General features: G+C 72.7%; 4 protein-coding genes. All 4 read right to left on the bottom strand.

Going from position 1 to position 21,738, the window contains the following annotated elements; genetic code table 11:
- On the bottom strand, window positions 1–5,143 hold a 5,143-nt coding region (locus VF665_RS02000; RefSeq protein ID WP_331051728.1), incomplete at its 3' end, for an amino acid adenylation domain-containing protein.
- A 7-nt stretch (window positions 5,144–5,150) separates the two neighbouring features.
- Entirely contained in the window at window positions 5,151–11,555 is a 6,405-nt protein-coding gene (locus VF665_RS01995; protein ID WP_331051727.1) for an amino acid adenylation domain-containing protein, read from the bottom strand.
- A 293-nt stretch (window positions 11,556–11,848) separates the two neighbouring features.
- A complete protein-coding gene (locus VF665_RS01990; protein ID WP_331051726.1) occupies window positions 11,849–16,588 on the bottom strand; it encodes an amino acid adenylation domain-containing protein in 4,740 nt (1,579 codons plus the stop codon).
- A 368-nt stretch (window positions 16,589–16,956) separates the two neighbouring features.
- Window positions 16,957–21,522: a type I polyketide synthase gene (locus tag VF665_RS01985; protein WP_331051725.1), complete on the bottom strand. Its 4,566-nt coding sequence runs from the start codon at window positions 21,520–21,522 to the stop codon at window positions 16,957–16,959.
- Between the last annotated feature and the right edge of the window lie 216 nt (window positions 21,523–21,738).

The raw sequence follows: 21,738 nt of genomic DNA, 5'->3' as shown, positions 1-21,738 counted from the left end.
CGCCCTTGGGCAGCCCCGTGGAGCCGGAGGTGTACAGGACGTACGCCAGGTTTTCCGGATGCACAGCCACGTGCAGCGGCGCATCGCTTTCCGCCATCACCGCGCCGTTGTCCGCGTCCAGCCGCAGCACGGGCGTGTCGGCAACCGGGAGCCGGTCCAGCACCGATCCGGTGGTGACGAGCACGGCCGCGCGGCTGTCCCGCAGCATGTACGCGATGCGCTCCGTGGGGTACGCGGGGTCCACCGCCACGTACCCGGCCCCCGCCTTCAGCACGGCCAGCACGGCCACGGGCATCTGGACCGAGCGCTCCAGGCAGATCGCCACGCGCGCGTCCGGCCGCACGCCCATCGCGACGAGGCGCCGCGCCAAGCGGTTGGAACGCGCGTCCACCTCCGCGTACGTCAGCGACTCTCCGGCGAACTCCAGCGCGACGGCGTCCGGCGTCAGTGCCGCCTGTGACGCGAACAGGTCGTGCACGCACACGCCGCCCGCCGCGGGGCGCTCCGTGCGGTTGAACTCCGCGATCCACTCCGCTTCCGCCACCGAGAGGACGGGCAGGCGCGACAGCGGGGCGTCCGGATCGGCGACGGCCGCGGTGAGCAGTACGTCCAGGTGCGACATCATCCGCGCGACCGTTTCCTGGTCCCACAGCGCGGCCGCAAACTCCACCCCGCCCAGCATCTGCTCGCCCGCCTCCACCAGCCCCACCGTCATGTCGAAGCGGGAGGTGCCCAGCTCCGTGCGGCGCCCCGCCAGCCCCGCCTCGCCGAGCGAAAGCGACGCCGGTGGCGCGTTCTGAAGGGTGAGCATCACCTGAAAGAGCGGCGCGTGGCTCAGCGCGCGCTCCACGCCCAGCGCGTCCACCAGCCGCTCGAACGGAAGGTCCTGGTGGGCGTACGCGCCCAAGGTGGCCTCACGGACCCGCCCGACCAGGGCGCGAAAGGAAAGGTCCGCGTCCACCCGCGCCCGCAGCGCGAGCGTGTTGCCGAAGAAGCCGATCAGCCCTTCCAGTTCCGGACGCGAGCGGGTGAGGATGGGCGTGCCCACCACGATGTCATCCTGCCCGGACCAGCGGTGCAGCACGGCGTCAAAGGCGGCCAGCAGCACCATGAAGACCGTCGCGTTCTCCGTTCGCGCCAGCGCGCGTGCGCCCTGCGCGGCCTCGGGGGAGAGCGCGAAGAAGTACGTGCCGCCGCGCAGGTCCTGAACGGCGGGGCGGGGCCGGTCCGTGGGCAGGTCCAGCGTGGCGGGCGCGCCGTGCAGCTGATCGCGCCAGTAGCCGGTCTGCGCCTCCAGCGTTTCTCCCGCGAGCCACGCGCGCTGCCAGGCGCTGAAGTCTGCGTACTGGATCGCCAGCGGCGGCAACGGAGAGGGCTCGCCGCGCGAGAACGCCTCGTACAGCGCCGTCAGTTCCCGGTACAGGATGCCGGTGGACCACGCGTCCGACGCGGTGTGGTGCGCCACGGTCAGCAGGACGTGGCGGTCCGGGCGCAGGCGGAAAAGGGTGGCGCGCAGCAGCGGCCCCGCCGACAGGTCGAACGACGCGCGGCTTTCCGCCGCGATGCGTCGCTCGGCCTCCTCGTTCAACTCATCTTCCGCCACGTCCGCGAGGTCCACCCGCGCCACGCGGAACACCTCGGGTGGCAGAACGACCTGCACCGGCCCGTCCGCGCCGGGCGCGAACGCGGTGCGCAGCGCCTCGTGGCGACGAACGATCTCGTGCAGCGCGGCAACCAGGGCGTCCGCGTCCACGGGACCCGCCAGTTCCACGGCGTGCGGGACGTTGTAGACCGGCGTTCCCGGATCCAGCTGGTCCAAAAACCAGAGCCGTTCCTGCGCAAAGGAGAGGGGGATCGGCCCGTCGCGCGGCACCGGGACCAGCGGGGGCCCGGCCTGCGCCTTTCCCGTCAGCGCGTCGACCCGCACGGCCAGGCCGCGGACGGTGGGCGTCTCGAACAGCGCGCGCAGCGGCACGTCCGCGCCGAACCCCTCGCGCACCCGGGCGATCACCCGCGCGGCGAGCAGCGAATGCCCGCCCAGCTCAAAGAAGTTGTCATCCGCCCCCACGCGCTCCGCGCCCAGCACCTCGGCCCACACGGCGGCCAGCCGGCGTTCCGTTTCCGTCACCGGCGCGGCATGCTCCGCCGCCCCGCCGTACTCCGGCGCGGGGAGGGCGGCGCGGTCCACCTTGCCGTTTCGCGTCAGCGGCAGGTGATCGAGCACCACCACCGCGGAGGGAACCATGTAGGGCGGGAGGGCCGCGGCGAGCCGGGCGCGGAGCCCCGGCCCGGCCGACTCGTCTTCCGCCACCACGTAGGCGACGATGCGGTCATCCCCGCCGTCCCCGCGCACGACGGCGATCGCCTGCCGCACCCCGGTCTCCGCCAGGAGCAGCGCCTCGATCTCTCCCAGTTCGATGCGGAAGCCGCGCACCTTCACCTGAAAGTCGATGCGCCCCAGAAAGGCCAGGGTGCCGTCGTCGCGCCAGCGCACGCGGTCGCCGCTGCGGTACAGGCGGCTTCCGGGCGCGCCGAACGGGTCGGGGGTGAAGCGCTCCGCCGTGAGCCCGGGGCGGTTCAGGTAGCCGCGCGCCACCCCCGCGCCGCCGATCAGCAGTTCGCCCGGCACCCCCGCGGGTACGGGGCGCAGACCGGAATCCACCACGTATGCCGCCACGTTCGCGACCGGTCCGCCCAGCGACGGGGACGGGTGCGCGCCGGAGATGCGCAGCGTGGTGGTGTCGACGGTGGCCTCGGTGGGGCCGTAGACGTTGAAGAACGCCGCGTCCGTCCGCGCCGCCAGCGCCGTCCACAGCTCCGGGTCGATGGCCTCGCCGCCGACAAGGACGCGCCCGGGGCCGAGCGGCTCCGGGCCGGCGGCATCCAGAAGCAGACGCAGCTGGGCCGGCGTGCAGTCCAGCACGTCCGCACGCACCCGCAGCAGGTGTGTGCGTAGCGCGGCCCCATCGTACCGCACCTCCTGCGGCACCACCGCGAGTGCGTGCCCGTCCAGCAGCTGAATCCACTGCTTGACGGAAGTGTCGAAGGTGAGCGGCCCGTTCAGCGTCACCCGCAGCGCCTCCCCGTTGCCGCCATGGACCGCGCGGCGCAGGGCGTGGAGCAGGTTCACGACGGAGCGCTGCCGGACGGCCACGCCCTTGGGCGTCCCCGTGGACCCGCTGGTGTAGAGGACGTACGCCAGGTTCTCCGCCGTGGCGGTTTCCGGAAGGCGCTCGGTGGATTCGGCGGCGATCTCCGCGCGGTCGCACTCCAGGCAGACCACGGACGCGCCGGCCCGGTCCGCCGCGGCGCGTAGCGCGGACTGGGAGATGACGACACGGATGCCGCCATCGCGCAGCACGGCGCGCAGCCGCTCGTCCGGGTGCTCGGGATCCAGCGGTACGTACGCGCCCCCCGCCTTGAGCACGGCAAGCAGGGCTGCGACGGGCTCGATCCCCCGCTCCAGCAGAATGCCGACGCGCGACTCCGGCCCTGCGCCGCGTCGGCGCAGGACCCGGGACAGGCGCGTGGCGGACTCATCCAATTCGCGGAAGGTGACTTCGCGCGCGCCGTCGGTGACGGCGGTGGCGTCCGGGGTGCGGTCCGCCTGCGCCTGGAAGAGCGCGGCGAGGGTGGCGGTGTCGTCAAACGCGAGGGCCGTGTCGTTCCACTCCCGCACCACGCGGACGCGCTCCTCCTCGTCCATCAGAGGGAGATCCGACAGGCGGCGGTCAGGGTCCGCGGCGGCCCGCTCCAGCAATCCCAGGTAGCGCCCCAGGATCAGCTCGATGGAGCGCGCGTCGAACAGGTCGGTGGCGAACAGCGCCCGCACGGCGATGGGGCCGCCGAACTCCGCCGCCTCCACCGACAGGTCGAAGCGCACCGTTTCCGCATCCAGCCCCAGCGGCTCCAGCCGCAGTTCCGGGAGCGGACCGCCCCCGCCGGCCGGGGTGTTGTGGAGCGAAAACATCACCTGGTAGACCGGCGCGCGGGCCAGGTCGCGCGGCAGCCGCAGCTCCTCCACCACGCGCTCGAAGGGAAGGTCCTGGTGCTGGAAGGCGTCCAGGACGGTTTCCCTTTCCCGCCGCACGAGCTCCCGAAAGGTTGGGTCGCCGGAGAGGTCCGTGCGCAGGGCGAGCGAGTTGATGAAGAAGCCGATCAGCCCTTCCACTTCCGCGCGCGTGCGGCCGGCGATGGTCGTCCCCAGCACCACTTCGTCCTGCCCCGCGTGCCGGGCGAGGACCACGCGCAAGGCGCCCAGGAGGACGGCGAACAGCGTGGCGCCCTCCGCCAACGCCAGCTGCCGCAGCCCGTTCGCGACGGCTTCGGGGATGACGACGACGCGCGGCTCGCCCCGCCCGCTCGGCGCCGCGGGGCGCGGGCGGTCGGTGGGCAGCTCCAGCGCGGCCGGCGCGCCGGCCAACCGTTCCCGCCACCACGCGGCCTCCTGCTGCAAGCGCTCGCCGGACAGCCACTCGCGCTGCCAGACGGCGAAGTCCGCGTACTGCAGGGGAAGCGGAGGCAGCGGATCGGGCCGGCCCTCGCGGAAGGCGGTGTACAGGGCTTCCAGTTCCCGCCCCATCACGCCCAAGCTCCACCCGTCGCTGACGATGTGGTGCATGCTGATGAGCAGGGCGTGGTCGTTCGGGCCCAGGTGCAGCAGGGTGGCGCGAAACAGCGGTCCGCGGGCCAGGTCGAACGGGGCCAGCATGTCCTCGCGCGCGCGCCGCAGGGCTTCTTCCCCGCGCTCCTCTTCCGGGAGGTACGACAGGTCGATGACCGGGAGCGGCACCGGCGTAAAAGGATGGATGACCTGCACCGGCTCGCCGTCGCGCTCCGCGAACACGGTGCGGAACGGCTCGTGGCGGGAACGGAGTGCGTTCAGCGTTTTTTCCATCGCCGGCACGTCCAGCGGGCCCAGGAGCCGCCGCGGCATGGCCATGTTGTACAGCGCCGTGCCCGGGTTCATCCGGTCGATGAGCCAGAGGCGCCGCTGCGCGAACGAGACGGGAAGGGGCTCGCCGGTACGCTCGCGCGCGGCCAGCCCGCCGGAGGCGCTTTCGCGCGAGGCGCGAAGGCGCATTTCCAGCAGGCGGCGCTTTTCGGGGGTCAGGCCGCGCAGGCGGTCCAGCAGTTCAGTCATTTATGGCTCAGAATTCAGCGCCGGGCGCGGCCGACTCCTGCAGCAGCGCGCGCAGGTCTTCGTCGGAAAGGTCGTCCAGGTCTTCCAGCAGCGCGGACAGGGAAGGGTCCAGCGCCTCGTCCAGCCGGGCCGCGAGCTGGTCCAGCCGCGGCGTCTCGAACACGTCGCGAAGGGGAAGGTCCACCTGCAGCCGTTCGCGGATGGCGGAAACCATCCGTGTCGCCATCAGGGAGTGCCCGCCCAGGGCGAAGAAGGCGTCCTCCGCCCCCACCCGCTCCACGCCGAGCAGCCCGCTCCAGATCTCCGCCAGCACCCGCTCCGTCTCCGTGCGCGGCTCCACGTACGCGCTCCCCTGCACCGCCGGCGCGGGGAGGGAGCGGCGGTCCACCTTGCCGTTCGGCGTGCGCGGCAGCGTGTCCAGCACCACGATGACGGACGGGACCAGGTAGTCGGGAAGGGTGCGGGCCAACATGGACCGCAGCGCCTCGGGGCGGGGCGGTTCCGCCCCGTCGGAGGGGGTCACGTACGCCACCAGGCGGTGGTCGCCCGCCGCGTCCGCCCGCGCCACGGCGACCGCGTCGCCCACGCCGGGGAGCGCCGCCAGCTGCGCGGCCGCCTCGCCGGGCTCCACGCGGAATCCACGGATCTTGACCTGGTCGTCCATCCGCCCGGCATAGTGAAGCTGCGCGTCCGCGCCCCACCGCACGCGGTCGCCCGTGCGGTAGAGTCGCGCCCCCGGCGTGGCGGAAAACGCGTCGGGGATGAACCGCTCCGCCGTGAGTGCGGGACGGTTCAGGTAGCCGCGTACCACACCCATGCCGCCAACGTGCAGCTCGCCGTAGATGCCGGCGGGGAGCGGGTCGCCCAGCGGATCGAGGACGTACACCCGCGCGTTGGGCACCGCCGTCCCGATGGACGGGGCCGGATCGTCCGCGTCCACCACGGCGGTCGTGGCGTACACGGTCGCCTCCGTGGGCCCGTACCCGTTCACCAAGCGGCGTCCCCGTCCCCAGCGGCCCGCGACGGCGGCGGAAAGGGCTTCGCCCCCGGCCAGCACGGCCCGCAGGTGCGGCAGGTTCTCCGCATCCGTCACCGCGAGCGCGGAGGGCGCCGCGTGAAGGACGGTGATGCGCTCCGTGCGCAGCGTGGCGGCGAGCGGCTGCCCCGGAAGGAGCGCCTCGCGCGGCGCGACGACCAGCGCGGCGCCGCTCAGCAGTGTCGCGAACAGTTCCGAGACGGAAACGTCAAAGGCCAGCGAGGTGAAGTGCAGCATGCGGTCGCCGGCACCCAGTTGCAGCCGGCGCGCGGACGACAGCGCCAGGTTGCCGACACCGCGGTGCGGGACGGCGACGGCCTTGGGCCGGCCGGTGGAGCCGGAGGTGTAGATCAGGTACGCAAGCCCGTCCTGATGCACGTCCGTGGCGGGATCGGTATCCGGCTGGGTCGCGATCGCGGCCGCGTCCGCGAGCAGATCGATCCGCGCAACGCCCGCGGTGGCGAACGCGCCGGAACCGTCCGGATCAACGATCCAGCGGGCGCCCGCGTCCCCCAGCATCTCCTCCACCCGCGCGGCGGGAAGGGCGGGATCCAGCGGCAGATAGGCGGCACCGGCCTTCAGCACGGCGAGCACGGTGACGATCGTCTCCGGCGCCCGCGCGGCGATGAGGGCGACAACCGATTCCGCGCCTGCACCGCGCGCCCGCAGGTGGTGCGCGAGGCCGTTGGCGCGCGCCTCCAGTTCGGAGTACGACAGCACCGAGCCCCCGGAGAGCAGCGCGGGGGCGTGCGGCGTGCGCGCCGCCTGCCGCGCGAAGAGCACGTGCACCGGCGCGTCCGGCACCTCCGCGGCCGATCCGCTTTCCGCCAGCAGCGTGCGGCGCGCCTCACCGCGCAGCAGCCCGGGAAGGGCGCGCAGCGGGCGGTCCGGGTCGGCCACCGCCGCGGCGAGCAGGTCCACCAGGTGGCCCGCCATCCGCCGCACGGTCGCCTCGTCGAACAGCTCCGTGGCGTACTCCATCCCGCCGAACAGCGCGTCGTCCACCGGGGTGAAGCCGACCGTCAGATCGAACTTGGAGGTTCCCGTCCCCGAATCCGGCTGCACGGCGGTGGCATCCCCAAGCCGCCACGCCTGGCCATGCGGGCGCTCCTCCACCGTGAACGCGACCTGGAACACGGGGTGGCGGCTCAGGGACCGCTCCACGCCGAGTTCGTCGACCAGCCGCTCGAAGGGAAGATCCTGGTGCGCGTGCGCGTCCAGCGTCGTTTCGCGAACTCGGCGCACCAGTTCGCGAAAGGTGATGTCCGGCGTGAGCGCGGTGCGCAGCGGGAGGGTGTTGACGAACATCCCGATCAGCCCCTCCGTCTCCGCCCGCGTGCGGCCGGCGACCAGCGAACCGACGGTGTGGTCCGTCTCCCCCGTGTACTTCCAGAGCAGCAGGTGCAGAGCCGCCAGCAGCGGCATGAAGAGGGTGACCTCCTCCGTTCGCCCCAGCTCGCGGACGTTCGCCGCGGCCTCGGCGGGGACGGCGAAGCCCAGGCTCGCGCCGCCGAAACCGGACGCCGCGGGACGCGGACGGTCCGACGGCAGGTCCACGGAGGGCGCGCCGGCAAGCCGTTCCCGCCAGTAGGCGAGTTGCGCTTCCAGTCGCTCGCCGGTCAGCCAGGCCCGCTGCCACTCCGCATAGTCCGCGTACTGCACGGCAAGCGGGGGGAGGGCGGCACGCACGCCGCGCAGCCGTGCCTCGTAGAAGGCGGACAGTTCCGTGTAGAACACGCCCATGGACCAGCCGTCCGCGACGGCGTGGTGCACCTCCATCAGCAGCATCCAGCGGGACGCGCCGTGGCGGATCAGGTGTGCCCGAAAGAGCGGGCCCGCGGCGAAGTCGAAGGGCGCCAGCGCCGCTTCCGCCGCCATCCGCTCGGCCTCCCGGTGTGCCTCCGCCTCGGGCAGGTGCGACAGGTCCGTGAGCGGCAGATCGAAGCGCGCGGGGGGATGGATGACCTGCACGGCGGCGCCGTTGCGCTCCGCCAGCGTGGTGCGCAGCGGCTCGTGGCGACGCACCAGGTCGTCCAGCGCGCCGCGCAGCGCCTCCGGATTCACCGTGCCGCGCAGTTCCACGCGGACCGGGATGTTGTAGACGGGCGACCCGGCAAGCAGCCGCTCCAGGAACCAGATGCGCTCCTGCGCAAAGGAGAGCGGGGCGGTGTCGCCGCGCAGGGCGCGCTCCAGCCGCGGCCCGCCGTCCGCCGGCGCGCGCATTCCGTCCACCCGCGCGGCCAGCGCGGCGAGCGTCGGCGCCTCGAAGATCACGCGGAGCGGGACTTCCACATCCAGCCGCTGGCGGATCCGGGACGTGACCTGCATGGCGGAAAGCGAGTGTCCGCCCAGGGAGAAGAAGCTGTCGTCCGCGCCCACGCGGGCGATGCCGAGCACGTCAGCCCACAGCTCGGAAAGCGCCACCTCCGTCTCCGTGCGCGGGGCCGTGTACGGCCGGGCATCCACGCCGGTCTCGGTCCGCTCGATTGCGGGAAGGGCAAGGCGGTCCACCTTGCCGCCCGGCGTCATCGGCAGCGCGTCCAGGAGGACGAAGGCGGAGGGGACCATGAACTCGGGGAGAGCCGCCTCCAACGCCCGGCGCAGCTCCGCGGCCGAAGGCGCGCAGCCGGGGCTCGGCGCCACGTACGCCACCAGCGAACGCCCGCCCCGCCCATCCTCTCGCGCCACCACCGCGGCATCCGCGACGGGGGGGAGCGCCACCAGCGCGCCCTCGATCTCACCCGGCTCCACGCGGATTCCGCGCACCTTCACCTGGTGATCCGCGCGGCCCAGGAACGCGAGGCGGCCGTCCTCCGTCCACCGCGCGCGGTCGCCCGTGGCGTACAGCCGCGCACCGGGGGTGGCGGAAAACGCGTCGGGGACGAAGCGCTCCGCCGTGAGCGCCGGGCGGTCCAGGTAGCCGCGGGCCAGCAGCCCGCCGATGAACAGCTCGCCGGGTTCGCCGGGCGCCGCCAGCGAGCCGTCCGGCCGCAGCACGTACGCGCGCCTGCCGGGAAAGGGGCGGCCGACGGACACCGCGCCGGGCAGGTCCGCCGCGCGCGCATCCACCTCCTGCACGGTGGAGGTGATGACCGTTTCCGCCGGGCCGTACACGTTCAGCAGCCGCGCCTGGCCTGGCGTGGCGAGCCAGCGCCGCGCCTCCGCGGGGTTCATCGCCTCGCCCCCCGCCAGCACCAGCCGGGCGGTAGCGCGCAGGCTTTCACAAGCCGCCGCGTCGCGCACCAGTTCATGCCAGTACGCCGTCGGCGGGTTGACGACGGTGACGCCTTCCGCGCGCACGAGGTCGACCAGTTCCAGCGGCGAAGGGACCTCCGCCCCGCGCATGACGATGGCCGCGCCCGCGGTGAGCGGCGCCAGGATCTGCTCCATGGCCGGATCGAAGCTGGCGGACGCGAACTGCAGGACCCGATCGTTCGCCGCCAGCGCGTAGACGTCCGCCGCGGCCCGGGCGTGCGCCGCGGCGTCCGCGTGCGCCACCATCACCCCCTTGGGCAGGCCGGTGCTGCCGGAGGTGTAGAGCGCGTACGCCAGGTGCAGCGGATGAACGTCGCTTCCCAGGTCCCCGTCCGTTTCCGCGGCGATGGACCCCGCGTCGGCGGCAAAGGACAGGACGGCGGGGACGCGCTCGCGCAGCCCGACGGGCGCGTCACGGCTCACGAGCAGCACGGCCGCGCCGCTGTCCGCGGCCATGTACGCCAGCCGCTCCGCGGGATACGCGGGGTCGAGCGGCACGTAGCACGCGCCCGCCTTGAGCACGGCGAGCATGCCGACGACGAGGTCCGCGGAGCGCTCCACGCAGACGGCCACGCGCGCCTCCGGCCCGGCTGCCAGCGCCACCAGCCGGCGGGCAACGCGGTTGGCGCGGCGGTTCAGTTCCGCGTACGCCAGCCTTTCCGTTCCCGCCACCAGCGCGAGGGCGTACGGCGTCCGTGCTGCGTGCGCCTCCACGGCCAGGTGCACGGGGAGCGCGTCTTCCGCGGCCGCTCCCCTGCCCCACGCCTCGAATTCCCGCCGGTCGTTTTCCGTCACCAGCGACAGCGAAGCCACCGGCGCGTCCGCCCGGCCGGGGAGGCCGGCCAGCAGCACGGCCAGCCCGTCCAGCATCCGGCGCGCGGCGTCGGCGCTGAAGCGGCGGGTGTCGTACGCCAGCCGCAGTTCCAGCCGCTCGCCGGGGACGATCACCAGGGTGAGCGGAAAGGTGGAGCCCTCCACCATGGGCAGGCCCGTGACGCGGAGTGCGGCCTCGCCCCCCTCGCCGTCGCCGCCGCTGGCGGGGGGCGCGTTCTCGAACACGGCCAGGCTGCCGAAGAGCGGGCGTTCGCGCGGGATTCCGGTCCAGCGCTGCACGTCCACCAGCGGCGTGTGCTCGTGCTGCCGCGCCTCCGCCTGCCAGCGCTGCAGCTCGCCCAGCCACTCCCGCACGGTGGCGCCTTGGGGGATGCGGACACGCACCGGGAGGGTGTTGATGAACAGCCCCACGATCCGCTCCACGCCGGGCAGGTCCGCCGGGCGTCCGGAAACGGTGGTGCCGAACACCACGTCGTCGGTGTCCGCCAGGCGGGCCAGGAGCAGCCCCCACGCGCCCTGGACGACGGTGTTGAGCGTGAGCGCCTGTTCGCGCGCGAACCCCTGCAGCCGTGCGCTGTCCACCGCGTCGAGCACGAGCCGGTGCGCCGCGTGCTGCTCCGCGACCTCCGCACCGCCCTGGTCCCACGGCAGCGGGGTGGGCGCGCCGAAGCCGTCCAGCGCGCCGCGCCAGAACGCCTCGGCGGCGGGTTCGTCACGGCGCTGCAGCCAGCCGATGTAGTCGCGGTAGCGCGGCGCGGGGGGCAGGCGAACGGGCTCGCCCGTCTGCTCCGCGCGGTAGAAGGTGAACCAGTCGGCCAGTACGATTCCCGCCGCCCACGCGTCAATGAGGATGTGGTGAAAGGTGAACACCACCACCCACGCATCCGCACGGACGCGGAGGAAGGCAAGGCGCACCAGCGGCGCCGCCTTGAGGTCGAATCCGCGGCGGCGGTCCTCCGCCAGCCACGCGTTCAGACGGGTGCGCCACTCCTCTTCCGACACCGCGTCCGTCCAGTCGCGGCGGTCGGCCTTGACCTCCGCCTGGCGGAAAACGACCTGCAGCGGCTTGGGGACGCCTTCCCACACGAAGCCGGTGCGCAGGGCCGGATGGCGCTGCACTACCTGTCCCAGGGCGCGGTGGAACGCGTCCTCGTCCAGCGCGCCCTCCACCAGCAGCGGCCACTGCTCCACGTACGCGCCGGCCTCGGGGGCGTACAGCGCGTGGAACAGCATGCCGTGCTGAAGCGGCGACAACGGGTACAGGTCTTCGAACTGGTTCCGGCTCATCGTTCTGAAATCCGGCCGTATGCGGCTGGAAAAGGTTCTTGTCGATTTACGAATCGCAGCGCGGGATCGATCCCCGATCCACGCGTTCCGATCCGTCCAATCCGGCGATTTTCGTCCGCAATCATCCGCCACCCGGGCGCGCCGGGGGCGCTCAGTCCGGCGAGGGATCAACAGGCGGCGGCCATCCCGGAATCCGCCACCCGCGACACCGTTCCGCACCGAGCACTGGGCACCGGGCACTTCGTCCTCCGCACTCACGCACCCCGCACTCACGCACTCACGCACTCACGCACTCACGCACTCAACTGCGCCATCACCGCATCCAGCCCGCTCTGGTCCAGCCCCGCCAGGTCGAAGTCCGACGGGGTGAACCCGCCGGCCTGCGGGTCGCGGCAGTGCGCGATGAGCGTCCGCAGCGCGTCCAGGTAGCCGGCCGCCAGCCGCTCCACCGTGTCCGGGCGATGCACCCCGGGCGCGAACGCCCAGGTGACGTGCAGCCGCCCGTCGCCCACCAGCGCGTCCACGCCGATCAGGTGGGAGCGCGCCCCCGCCGGCCCGCGCGTGGGGCCTACGTCTCCGTGCGATGGCGCGAAGAGAGATTCCGCGACGGCTCCGCCATCCATCTGCCCCAGGTAGTTGAAGCTGATTTCCGGCGCGGGGATGGCGGCAAGGGTGCGGCGCGTCTCGTCGTCGCCCATCCACCGCAGCAGGCCGAAGCCGATGCCGCGCGAGGGGACGGCGCGAAGCTGCTCCTTGACCGCCTTGAGCGCGTCGCCCGGCTCACCCGTGGCGGGAAGCGCAAGGCGCACGGGGTAGATGGCCGTGAACCACCCGGCCGTGCGCGACAGGTCCACGCCCTCGAACAGGTCCTCGCGGCCGTGTCCCTCCAGGTCGATGCGCAGCTCGTCCCTGCCCGTCCACTCGCGAAACGCCATCGCCAGCGCGGCGAGCAGCGCGTCGTTGATCTGCGTTCCGTAGACGGGCGGCACTTCCTGCAGCAGCGCGCGCGTTTCCTCCTCGTCCAGCTGGACGGTGATGCGCTCCACGGCGGCCTCGGTGTTCTCGCCCTCCCCGTCGCGCGGGAGCGCGGACGCGCCGCCCTGCGCGGACCAGAAGGCGAGTTCGTCCTTGGCGGCATCCGTGCGGGCATGCGCCGCCAGCGCTTCCGCCCACTGGCGGAACGAGGTGGTCTTGGGCGGAAGGCGCACCTCGTTGCCGCGCGCGATCTGCCGGTAGGCGGACTCCAGGTCCGCCATCAGCAGCCCCAGCGAGATCGCGTCGACCACGAGGTGGTGGGCGATCACCAGCAGCCGCGACGCGCGCCCGGCGCCCAACTCCAGCAGGGCGAAGCGGACCAGGGGGCCCTCCGACAGGTTCAGCGAGGTCTGCAGAGCCGCCGCGCGAGCCGCCACCTCGTCGTCCACGCGCTCTGCGGGGACGGCGGACAGGTCGATCCGCTCGAATGGAACGGGCCCGCCGACACCCGCGTTTTCCGCCACCCACGCACCACCCTCGCGGCGGAAGCGGAGGCGCAGGGCGTCGTGGTGCGCGAGGACGGCGGCAACCGCGTCCTCCACGTCGCTCACGCGGGGGATGTCGCGCATCTCCAGCAGCAGCGCGAGGTTGAAGTGCGCCGGGTCCGGCAGCTCCTGCGCAAAGAACCAGCGCTGCACCGGGGTGAGGGGCACGGTTCCCGTCACCGCGTCCTGCTCCGCGCGGGGCGCCTCCACCGCGGCGGCCACGGCGGCGAGCTCCGCCACGGTCTGGTGGATGAACATCTGCCGCGGCGTGACGCGCACCCCGCGCTGCGCCGCCCGCGCGATGATCTGGATGGAAAGGATGCTGTCGCCGCCGAGCGCAAAGAAGTTGTCGTGGATCCCCACCTGCTCCACGCGCAGCACCTCCGCCCACAGCTCGCACAGCACGCGCTCCGTTGCGTCGCGCGGCGCGTCCACGCCGGCCAGCGCGGCGGCGGCGCGCTCGGACCGCAGGCTGTCCGCGGCGGGGAGGCGCTTGCGGTCCACCTTGCCGTTTGGCGTCAGCGGCAGCTCGTCCAGCGCCACGAAGGCGGAAGGGATCATGTAGTCCGGCAGCCGCGTGCGCAGAAACGCGCGAAAGTCCGTAGCCTGCAGCGCGTCCCCATCGTCTCCCGCCACGTACGCGACCAGCCGGCGCTCGCCGCCCGGCTCGCGCGGGGCGTGCACGAAAGCTTCGCGGACGAGGTCGTGCGCGCGCAGGGCAGACTCCACCTCGCCCGGCTCGATGCGGAACCCGCGCACCTTCACCTGGTCGTCCTCGCGCCCCAGGAACTCCAGGGTGCCGTCCGCCAGCCAGCGCACGCGGTCGCCGGTGCGGTACATCCGCGCCTCGCCGCCGGCGAACGGGTCGGCCACGAAGCGCTCCGCGGTCAGCTCCGGGCGGCTCACGTATCCCGCCGCCACGCGCTCGCCGCCGAGGTACAGCTCGCCGGGCACACCGATGGCGGCCAGCATCCCGTGCCCATCCAGCACGTACGCGCGCGTGGCGGCAATGGGGCGGCCGATGGCGACGGTGTGCGCCTCGTCGTCCACCGCCGAAACGGTGTGCGCGGTGGCGAAAACCGTGGTTTCCGTGGGCCCGTACACGTGCAGCAGCCGGGCGGGCGGGCCGCCGCGCAGGCAGGTGCGCACCGCTTCGGCGTCCACCTGCTCGCCGCCGAACATCACCGCCGCGAGGGGGGCGAACACGTCGGCCTGCTGACGCACGTGGCGGTTGAAGAGCTGGGTGGTGATGAAGGTGTGCGTGATCCCGCGGTGGCGGAGCGTGGATGCATACTCCGCCGTGTCCAGCAGCGCGTCGCGGTCCACCGCCACCGAGCAGGCGCCGTTCACCAGCGCGGCCCACACCTCGAAGACGGCCGCGTCGAAGGACAGGTTGGCGGCCTGCGCGATCCGGTCGCCCGCGCCGATGGCGACGAAGTCAGGCCGGTGGACGGTGCGCACCAGCGCGCCGTGCGTAAGCCGCACCCCCTTGGGGCGCCCGGTGCTGCCGGAGGTGTAGATGACGTACGCCTCCGCGTCCGGCCCGGGCGCGGGGAGCGGACGATCATCTTCCGCCACGAACGCGCCCGCATCCGCCGCGTCCAGCGTGGCCGTGCCCCGGGCGGCGAACGGCCGGAGCGCGTCGCAGCCGGTGCCGATCACCAGCTTCACCGCGGCGTCATCCACCATGAAGGCCAGGCGCTCCGCGGGATATTCGGGATCCAGCGGCACCACGCAGGCACCCGCCTTCAGGATCCCGCCCAGCAGGGCGACCATCCGCGCGGACTGCCCGGTCACGAGCCCCACGCGGTCGCCGGGCGTGACGCCCATCCCCACGAGCCGGCGCGCGACCGCGTCCATCTGCGCGCGAACGTCGGCATAGGTGAGGCGCTCGTCCCCGCACTCGGCGGCCGGCGCGTGGGGCGCGGCATCCGCGTGCCGGTCAAAGAGCGCGACCACGGTGGCGGCTTCCGCGCGGGCTTCTGCGCCCGTGCTCCACGCCAGCAGCTGCGCGCGCTCCTCGTCCGCCGTCATCGCCAGGGTCGCGATCGGTGCGTCCGGGCGGTCGCAGGCGGACTCCAGCAGCACGCGGACGTGGTCCATCATCCGCGCCATCGTGGGCTCGTCCCACAGGTCGGACGCGTACTCCACCATGTTGGCCAGCTGGCCGTTCATCTCCAGCGTGGCGAAGGTCTGGTCGAACTTGGTGGCGTGCGTGTCGACGAGCGAAACACCCGTTTCCTGGAAGAGCGAGCGCATGTTCAGCTCGCTGCCGACCTCGCTGTGCTCCTTGTGGTGCAGGTTCTTGACGAAGGTGTGGTGAAAGTACATGACCTGGAACAGCGGGTTGCGCGACGGGTCGCGCTCCGAGGTCACGGCGTCCACGATGCGGTCGAACGGCAGGTCCTGGTGCGCGTCGCCGTCCAGCACCGCCGTGCGCACCTGCGCCACCAGCTCCAGGAAGCTCATTTCCGGACGCAGGTGAACCCGGATGGGCGCCGAGTTCACAAAGAACCCCACCACCGGCTCCGTTTCGGCCCGGTTGCGGTTGCCCAGCAGCGTGCCGACCACGATGTCGTCCTGGCCGCTGTAGCGGTGCAGCATCAGGTAGTAGCCCGCCATGATGAGCATGTTCATGGACGAGCCGGTGCGTACGCCGAGTTCTCGCAGCCGCTCCGTAAGCGCCGTGTTCCACACAAAACGGTGGATGGCGCCGCGGTGCGTCTGCACGGCGGGGCGCGGCCGGTCCGACGGAAGGTCCAGCGTGGGCGCGCCGTCCATGTGGCCGCGCCAGTAGTCCAGCTGCTTCTGCAGCGTATCTCCCGTCAGATACTCGCGTTGCCACGCGGAATAGTCCGCGTACTGGATCTCCAGCTCCGGCAGCGGGGACGGAAGCCCGCGCGCGTACGCGCCGTACAGCTCGTCCAGTTCACGGGTGATGATGGGCATGCTCCACCCGTCGGTGACGATGTGGTGCACCACGATCACCAGCGCGTAGTCAGCGTCGGAGACGCGCAGCAGCTTGGCGCGCATCAGCGGGCCGGCGGCCAGGTCGAACGGCCGGCCGCCCTCCTGGCTCACCCGCTCGCGGATCACCTCTTCGGGCGCGGCCTCGCCGTTGGGGCCGCGCATCTCCTCGATCTCCACCGTGATGGGATACGCGGGCTGCACGATCTGCTTGGGCGCGCCGTCCACCAGGCGGAACACGGTGCGCAGCCCCTCGTGGCGCCGCACGATTTCCGTCAGCGTGCGCTCCAGGATGGGGACGTCCAGCCGCGCGGAGCACAGCGAGGCGATCGGGATGTTGTAGAACGGGTTGCCGGGCTCGAGCTGGTCGAGGTACCACAGCCGTTCCTGCGCCCACGACATGGGATGCACGGGCCCGCCGCCGCGCCGGGTGATGGCGTGAACCGGTTGGGCGGGCTTCACCTGCCCGGTGAGCCGCTTCTGCAGGAGCAGGCGCTGCGCTTCGCTGAGGCGGTCGCTGGCGCGCGAGGAGGTCTGGTTGCTCATCCCTGAATCTGAAGTCCCATCAGTGCCGTGTCGCCGTCCGTCCGTGACGGAAGACGTGTGTATCCCGCTCTTGAATCCGATCCGGAGAAGGATCGCCCCTCCTTTTCCCGAGCCGCCACGACCCGCGCGAAATCAGGCTTCGCTGGTCCCGACGTCGTGGCCCTCACCCGGCCGCTGAGACGCGTCCACCTTCTCCCACGAACAGATGTGGGAGAGGGGGCACACCCCGGCCCGGCGCACTTCGGACAGTGCTGCCTTGACCCCCCGCCTTTCACGCCAGCACACCGCACCTCCGCACTTCCGCTCTCCGCTCTCCGCACTCCGCACTCCGCACTCCGCACTAACGCACCCAGCACTCACGCGCTCCCCTACGCACTCTCCGCCAGCGCCAGCGCTTCCTCGTCCGACATCCCCTCGATTTCCGCCACCAGCGCGTCTTCCACGAGCGCGGCGAAGCGGGCGATGGTGGGGGCTTCGAAGATGGTCTTGAGCGGCAGCTCCAAGCCCAGGATGTCGCGGCAGCGCGAGATGATCTGCGTGGCCAGGAGCGAGTGCCCGCCCAGGGCAAAGAAGTCGTCGTGCACGCCGATGGGCGAAATGCCCAGCAGTTCCTCCCACATTTCGGCGATGGTCTGCTCCACCACGTTGCCGGGCGCGTGGTACTCGGTCGCCAGCTGCGGCCGCGCGTACGACCCGCCGGGGGCCGGGCCGGCCTTGGGGGCGCGGGCTGCTTCTTCCAGCCGCCGCGCGGGATCGCCCGTGCTGATCAGCACCTGCGGCTCGCCCGCCACGCTCAGCAGGTGCTCGAAGGCGGTGGCCGCTTCGTCCTCGCGGATCCCGTAGTCCTGCGAGCCTTCGGTCGCCCACTTGTCCCACCCCGCGGACGTCCATGGGGTGGCGGATTCGGCGCGGCCCGCGGCAAAAGCATCCACCGCCGCGTTCGCGGCGGAGGCGTCCACCACCCCCACCCCGCCCAGCACCGGCGCCAGGGACGAGTCCACGATCACAAAGTCCAGCTCGCGGTCGCCCACGGCCTCCGCCACCGCCCGAAGCTCGGCCGCAAGAAAGCCCATCCGCGTTTCCCACGCGGCCACGCGCATCTCGGAAACCGAGACCGGCTCCGCCGTCTCGTAGCCGAACGGGGTGAAGACGATGCCGTGCAGATTTCCGAATTGCTCCTCAATATGGCGGAAAGCGGTGTGCAGGTGGTCCACTTCCGAGGGGATCGCCTGAATTGGGACAATGTTGCCACCGCCTGCTTCCAGTCTGCGGATCAGTTCGATCTGCATGCGGGTGGGATCGTCCGCCAGGCGCGCCTTCACCATGGCGTCCCAGCCGCCGCGGTGGGGCAGAACGGGGTCGATGACGGCGATGCGCGCGCCGTGCACGCGCACCAGGTGCTCGGCCAGAATGCCGGCGCGGCCGCGCAGCCCGCCGATGAACAGGTAGGCGCCTCCGGAGCGGACGGGCGACGGATCGATGCCGCCGGAGCGGATGGATTCGTAGCCGCGCGCCCAGCGGTTGCGTCCACGCAACGCCACGAGCCGCTCGCGTCCCGCCAGCGCCTCCGCTGCGATGCGCCGGCCCAGCGCGCGCGCGTCCGCCTCGCTTTCCGCCACGGGCAGCGCAACGTCCACCACGCGGACGGTCGCGCCGGGATACTCGCCCGGCACCGCGGCCAGCGCGCCGAGGAGCGCCGCGCGCGACGGCTCCACGCGGTCCTCCGAGCCCACCTCCGCGGCGCGCGCCGTCACCGCGACCAGCACGGGCGGCCGGGGCGCGCGGCCGAACGCGTCCGCGACGGCCAGCGCGCCCACGAGGCCCAGGTCCGCGCCCTCCCCGGCCAGCGGCCATAGGTACAGAAGGGTGCGCGGCGCGTCGTCCGTTCCCAGCGCATCCGCAAGGCGCCGAAGGTCTTCGCGCGAGGCGGGGCGCAGCGTGTAGCCGTCCTCCGCCGGGCCGAACGCCGCTCCCGCGCGGACGACCACGGCGGTGCGCCCGTGCGCCCGCAGCGCCGCCAGCACCCCCGCGGACACCGCGTCGTCCGTGGCGAACACCAGTACGGATTCCGCCTCCGTGGACGCGGACGGACGCGAGGCGATCGTGCGGCGCCAGGAGGGGACGTACAGCCACTCCGCCGGGTTCGGCCGGCGTCCGGAAACGGTGCGCTCCTCCTCCTGCTCGTCCGCGCGCAGCGGGTCGATGAAGTAGCGTTCGCGCTCCCAGGGATAGGTGGGGAGCGGAATGCGCCGCAGCCGCTCGCCGTCGTGAAAGGCCGCCCAGTCCGGCGTCACGCCGGCCAGCCACAGCCGCCCCAGCGCGCCCAGCAGAAAGCTTTCGTCCGCGGTGCGGTCGTACGGGTAGCGCAGCGTGGGGATCACGGAGACGTGAGCGCTGTCCTCGCGCTGGCGCACAAAGGTCGACAGCGTCTGCCCGGGGCCCACCTCCACCAGCACCCGCCCCGCCCCGCGCAGCACCTCGCCCATCCCGCGGTCAAAGCGCACCGGCTCGCGGGTGTGCCGCGCCCAGTAGCGCGCGTCCGTGGCCTCGGCCGCGGTGATCCACGTTCCCGTGACGTTGCTGGCCATGGGGATGCGCGGCGCGCGCAGGCGGAATCCGGATACCAGCCGCTGCACCGGCTCCACCGCGGCGTCCATCATGGGCGAGTGAAAGGCGTGCGTGGCGGCGAGCGGACGGGCGGCGTGCCCTGCCTTTTCCAGCCGCAGGCGGACGGTTTCGACCACCTCCGCCGGGCCGGCGACCACGCAGAGCGCCGGCGCGTTCACCGTCGCTACGGTGGCGCCTTCCGAGAGGAACGGCGCGACCGCCTCGGGAGACAGGGGGACGGCCAGCATGGCGCCGCCGGGGAGGTCCGCGATCAGCCGCGCGCGGCGCGCGACCAGGGCCAGGGCGTCTTCCAGCGAAAAGACCCCCGCGATGCAGGCCGCCGCGTACTCGCCCAGCGAGTGCCCGATCACGGCCTCGGGAACGATCCCCCACGCCATCAGCGTGCGCGCGAGGGCGTATTCGATCACGAACACCGCCGGCTGGGCCACTTCGGTGCGGTTGAGCCGCTCCGCGTCCGCGTCCGGCTCCTTCTTTCCCGCCAGCATCGCGCGAAAGTCCAGCCCGCCCCCGGAGGGCGCGGCCTGCCCGGATGCGGCGGGAAAGAGCACGTCGCGCACGTCCAGCCCCAGGTGCGGCGCCAGCAGTTCCGCGCAGCGGTCCACCTCCGCGCGGAACAACGGTTCCGCGTCGTACAGCCCGCGCGCCATTCCCGGGTACTGGTCGCCCACACCGGGAAACAGGAAGGCGACGGAGCGGTGGCCGTCTTCCGCGGCGGCGGACAGCACGCGCTCGGGGTGGCGGCTTGCGAGAAGGTCCGCCGCGTCTTCGCCGTCGCGGACGACCAGCATGCGGCGGAAGGCGAACTCCCGCCGGCCCGCCTGCAGCGTCCACGCGGTGTCGGCAAGGGAGGTGGACGGCGCGGCGCGCAGGTGCGCGGCCAGCCGCTCCGTGGCGGCGTCCAGTGCGGACGGCGTGCGGGCGGAGAGGACGAGGAGATGCGTGTCGCGGCGGGATTCGGACGGCTCCGCATCCGGCGCCTGCTCAATCACCACGTGCGCGTTGGTGCCGCCGATGCCGAAGCTGCTCACCCCGGCGCGGCGCGGCACGCCCTCCATCCCCCACGGCTCCAGACGGCCGGAGACGTAGAACGGGCTGCCGGCGAAGTCGATCTTTTCGCTTGGTGACCGGAAGTGAACAGTCGGCGGCACCTGGCCGTTTTCCACCGCGAGCACCGCCTTGATGAATCCGGCGACCCCCGCGGCCGCGTCCAGGTGGCCCACGTTGGTCTTTACGCTCCCCACCGCAGCGTACTGGCGGCGGTCGGTCCAGCTTCGGTAGGCCTGCGTAAGCGCGCTGATCTCAATGGGATCGCCCAGGTCGGTGCCGCTGCCGTGGCCTTCCACGTAGCGGATCGTTTCCGGGTCCACGTCCGACACTTCCAGCGCTTCGCGGATGACGGCGGCCTGCCCCTCCACCGACGGCGCGGTAAAGGCGACCTTGAGCGAGCCGTCGTTGTTGATGGCGCTTCCCTTGATCACGCCGCGGATGGTGTCGCGGTCGCGAAGGGCGTCGTCCAGCCGCTTGAGCAGCACCACGCCCACGCCGCTTCCCACCAGCGTGCCCGCCGCGTCGCGGTCGAAGGCGCGGCAGTGCCCGTCCGGCGAGCTGATGCCGCCCGGGGCGTACATGTACCCGGTCGTGGCGGGAACTACGTTGGCGCCGCCCGCCAGCGCCAGGTCGCACTCGCCGTGCAGCAGCGCCTGCGCGGCGCTGTGGATGGCGACCAGCGAGGTGGAGCACCCCGTCTGCACGCTCACCGAGGGGCCGCGCAGGTTGAGCTTGTACGAGGTGCGGGTGGCTACGAAGTCCTTGCCGCTGCCGACGAAGAGCTGGAATTCACCCACGGTTGCCGCCAGCTCGCGGCGGGGGCGCACGTGGTGGTCGGTGTAGTGCGGCACCCCGGCCCCGGCAAACACGCCCACGTTTCCGGCCACGCGCGCGGGGTCCTGGCCGCCGTTCTCCAGCGCCTCCCAGGCGCATTCCAGAAACAGGCGGTGCCCGGGCTCCAGCGTTTCGGCCTCGCGCGGGTTGTAGCCGAAGAACGCGGCGTCGAAGCCCTCCACCATTTCGCGGCTCAGGTGGCCGCCCGCGGGAACCCAGTTGGGGTTCGCGAGGTCGTCGGGGTGCGCGCCCGCGGCCAGCATTTCCTCCACGCTGAGGGTGCGGATGGACTCCACCCCGTCCCGCAGGTTGCGCCAGAACGCATCCAGGTCGTCCGCGCCGGGAAAGCGCCCGGACATGCCGATGACGGCCACTTCGGGCGCGCCGCCGGTCTGCTCGGTGTCGTGTTCGGTATCTGCGTTCATGCTCATCTGCGTCGTCCGCCGGTCGATCTATTGTTCATGGACGGGCGCGGAATTCGCGCCTTCTGTCCGCTTTCGTGTTTCCGCCAGGCCGTGCGGAACCGGCGATCGGCCGCGCCGTTCCCGCCACCGCCCTCCCTCTGCACGGGAGGATGGCGCGGCGTGCGCCGAACCTCTTCCCCGCACCGAGCCAGTCCGCGCAGGCGGACTTCGCGCCGT

The organism is Longimicrobium sp. (genome assembly GCF_036387355.1).
Lineage (GTDB): Bacteria > Gemmatimonadota > Gemmatimonadetes > Longimicrobiales > Longimicrobiaceae > Longimicrobium.
Note: the sequence above shows the minus strand (reverse complement) of the source record. Positions and strands in the feature narration are given on the sequence as shown.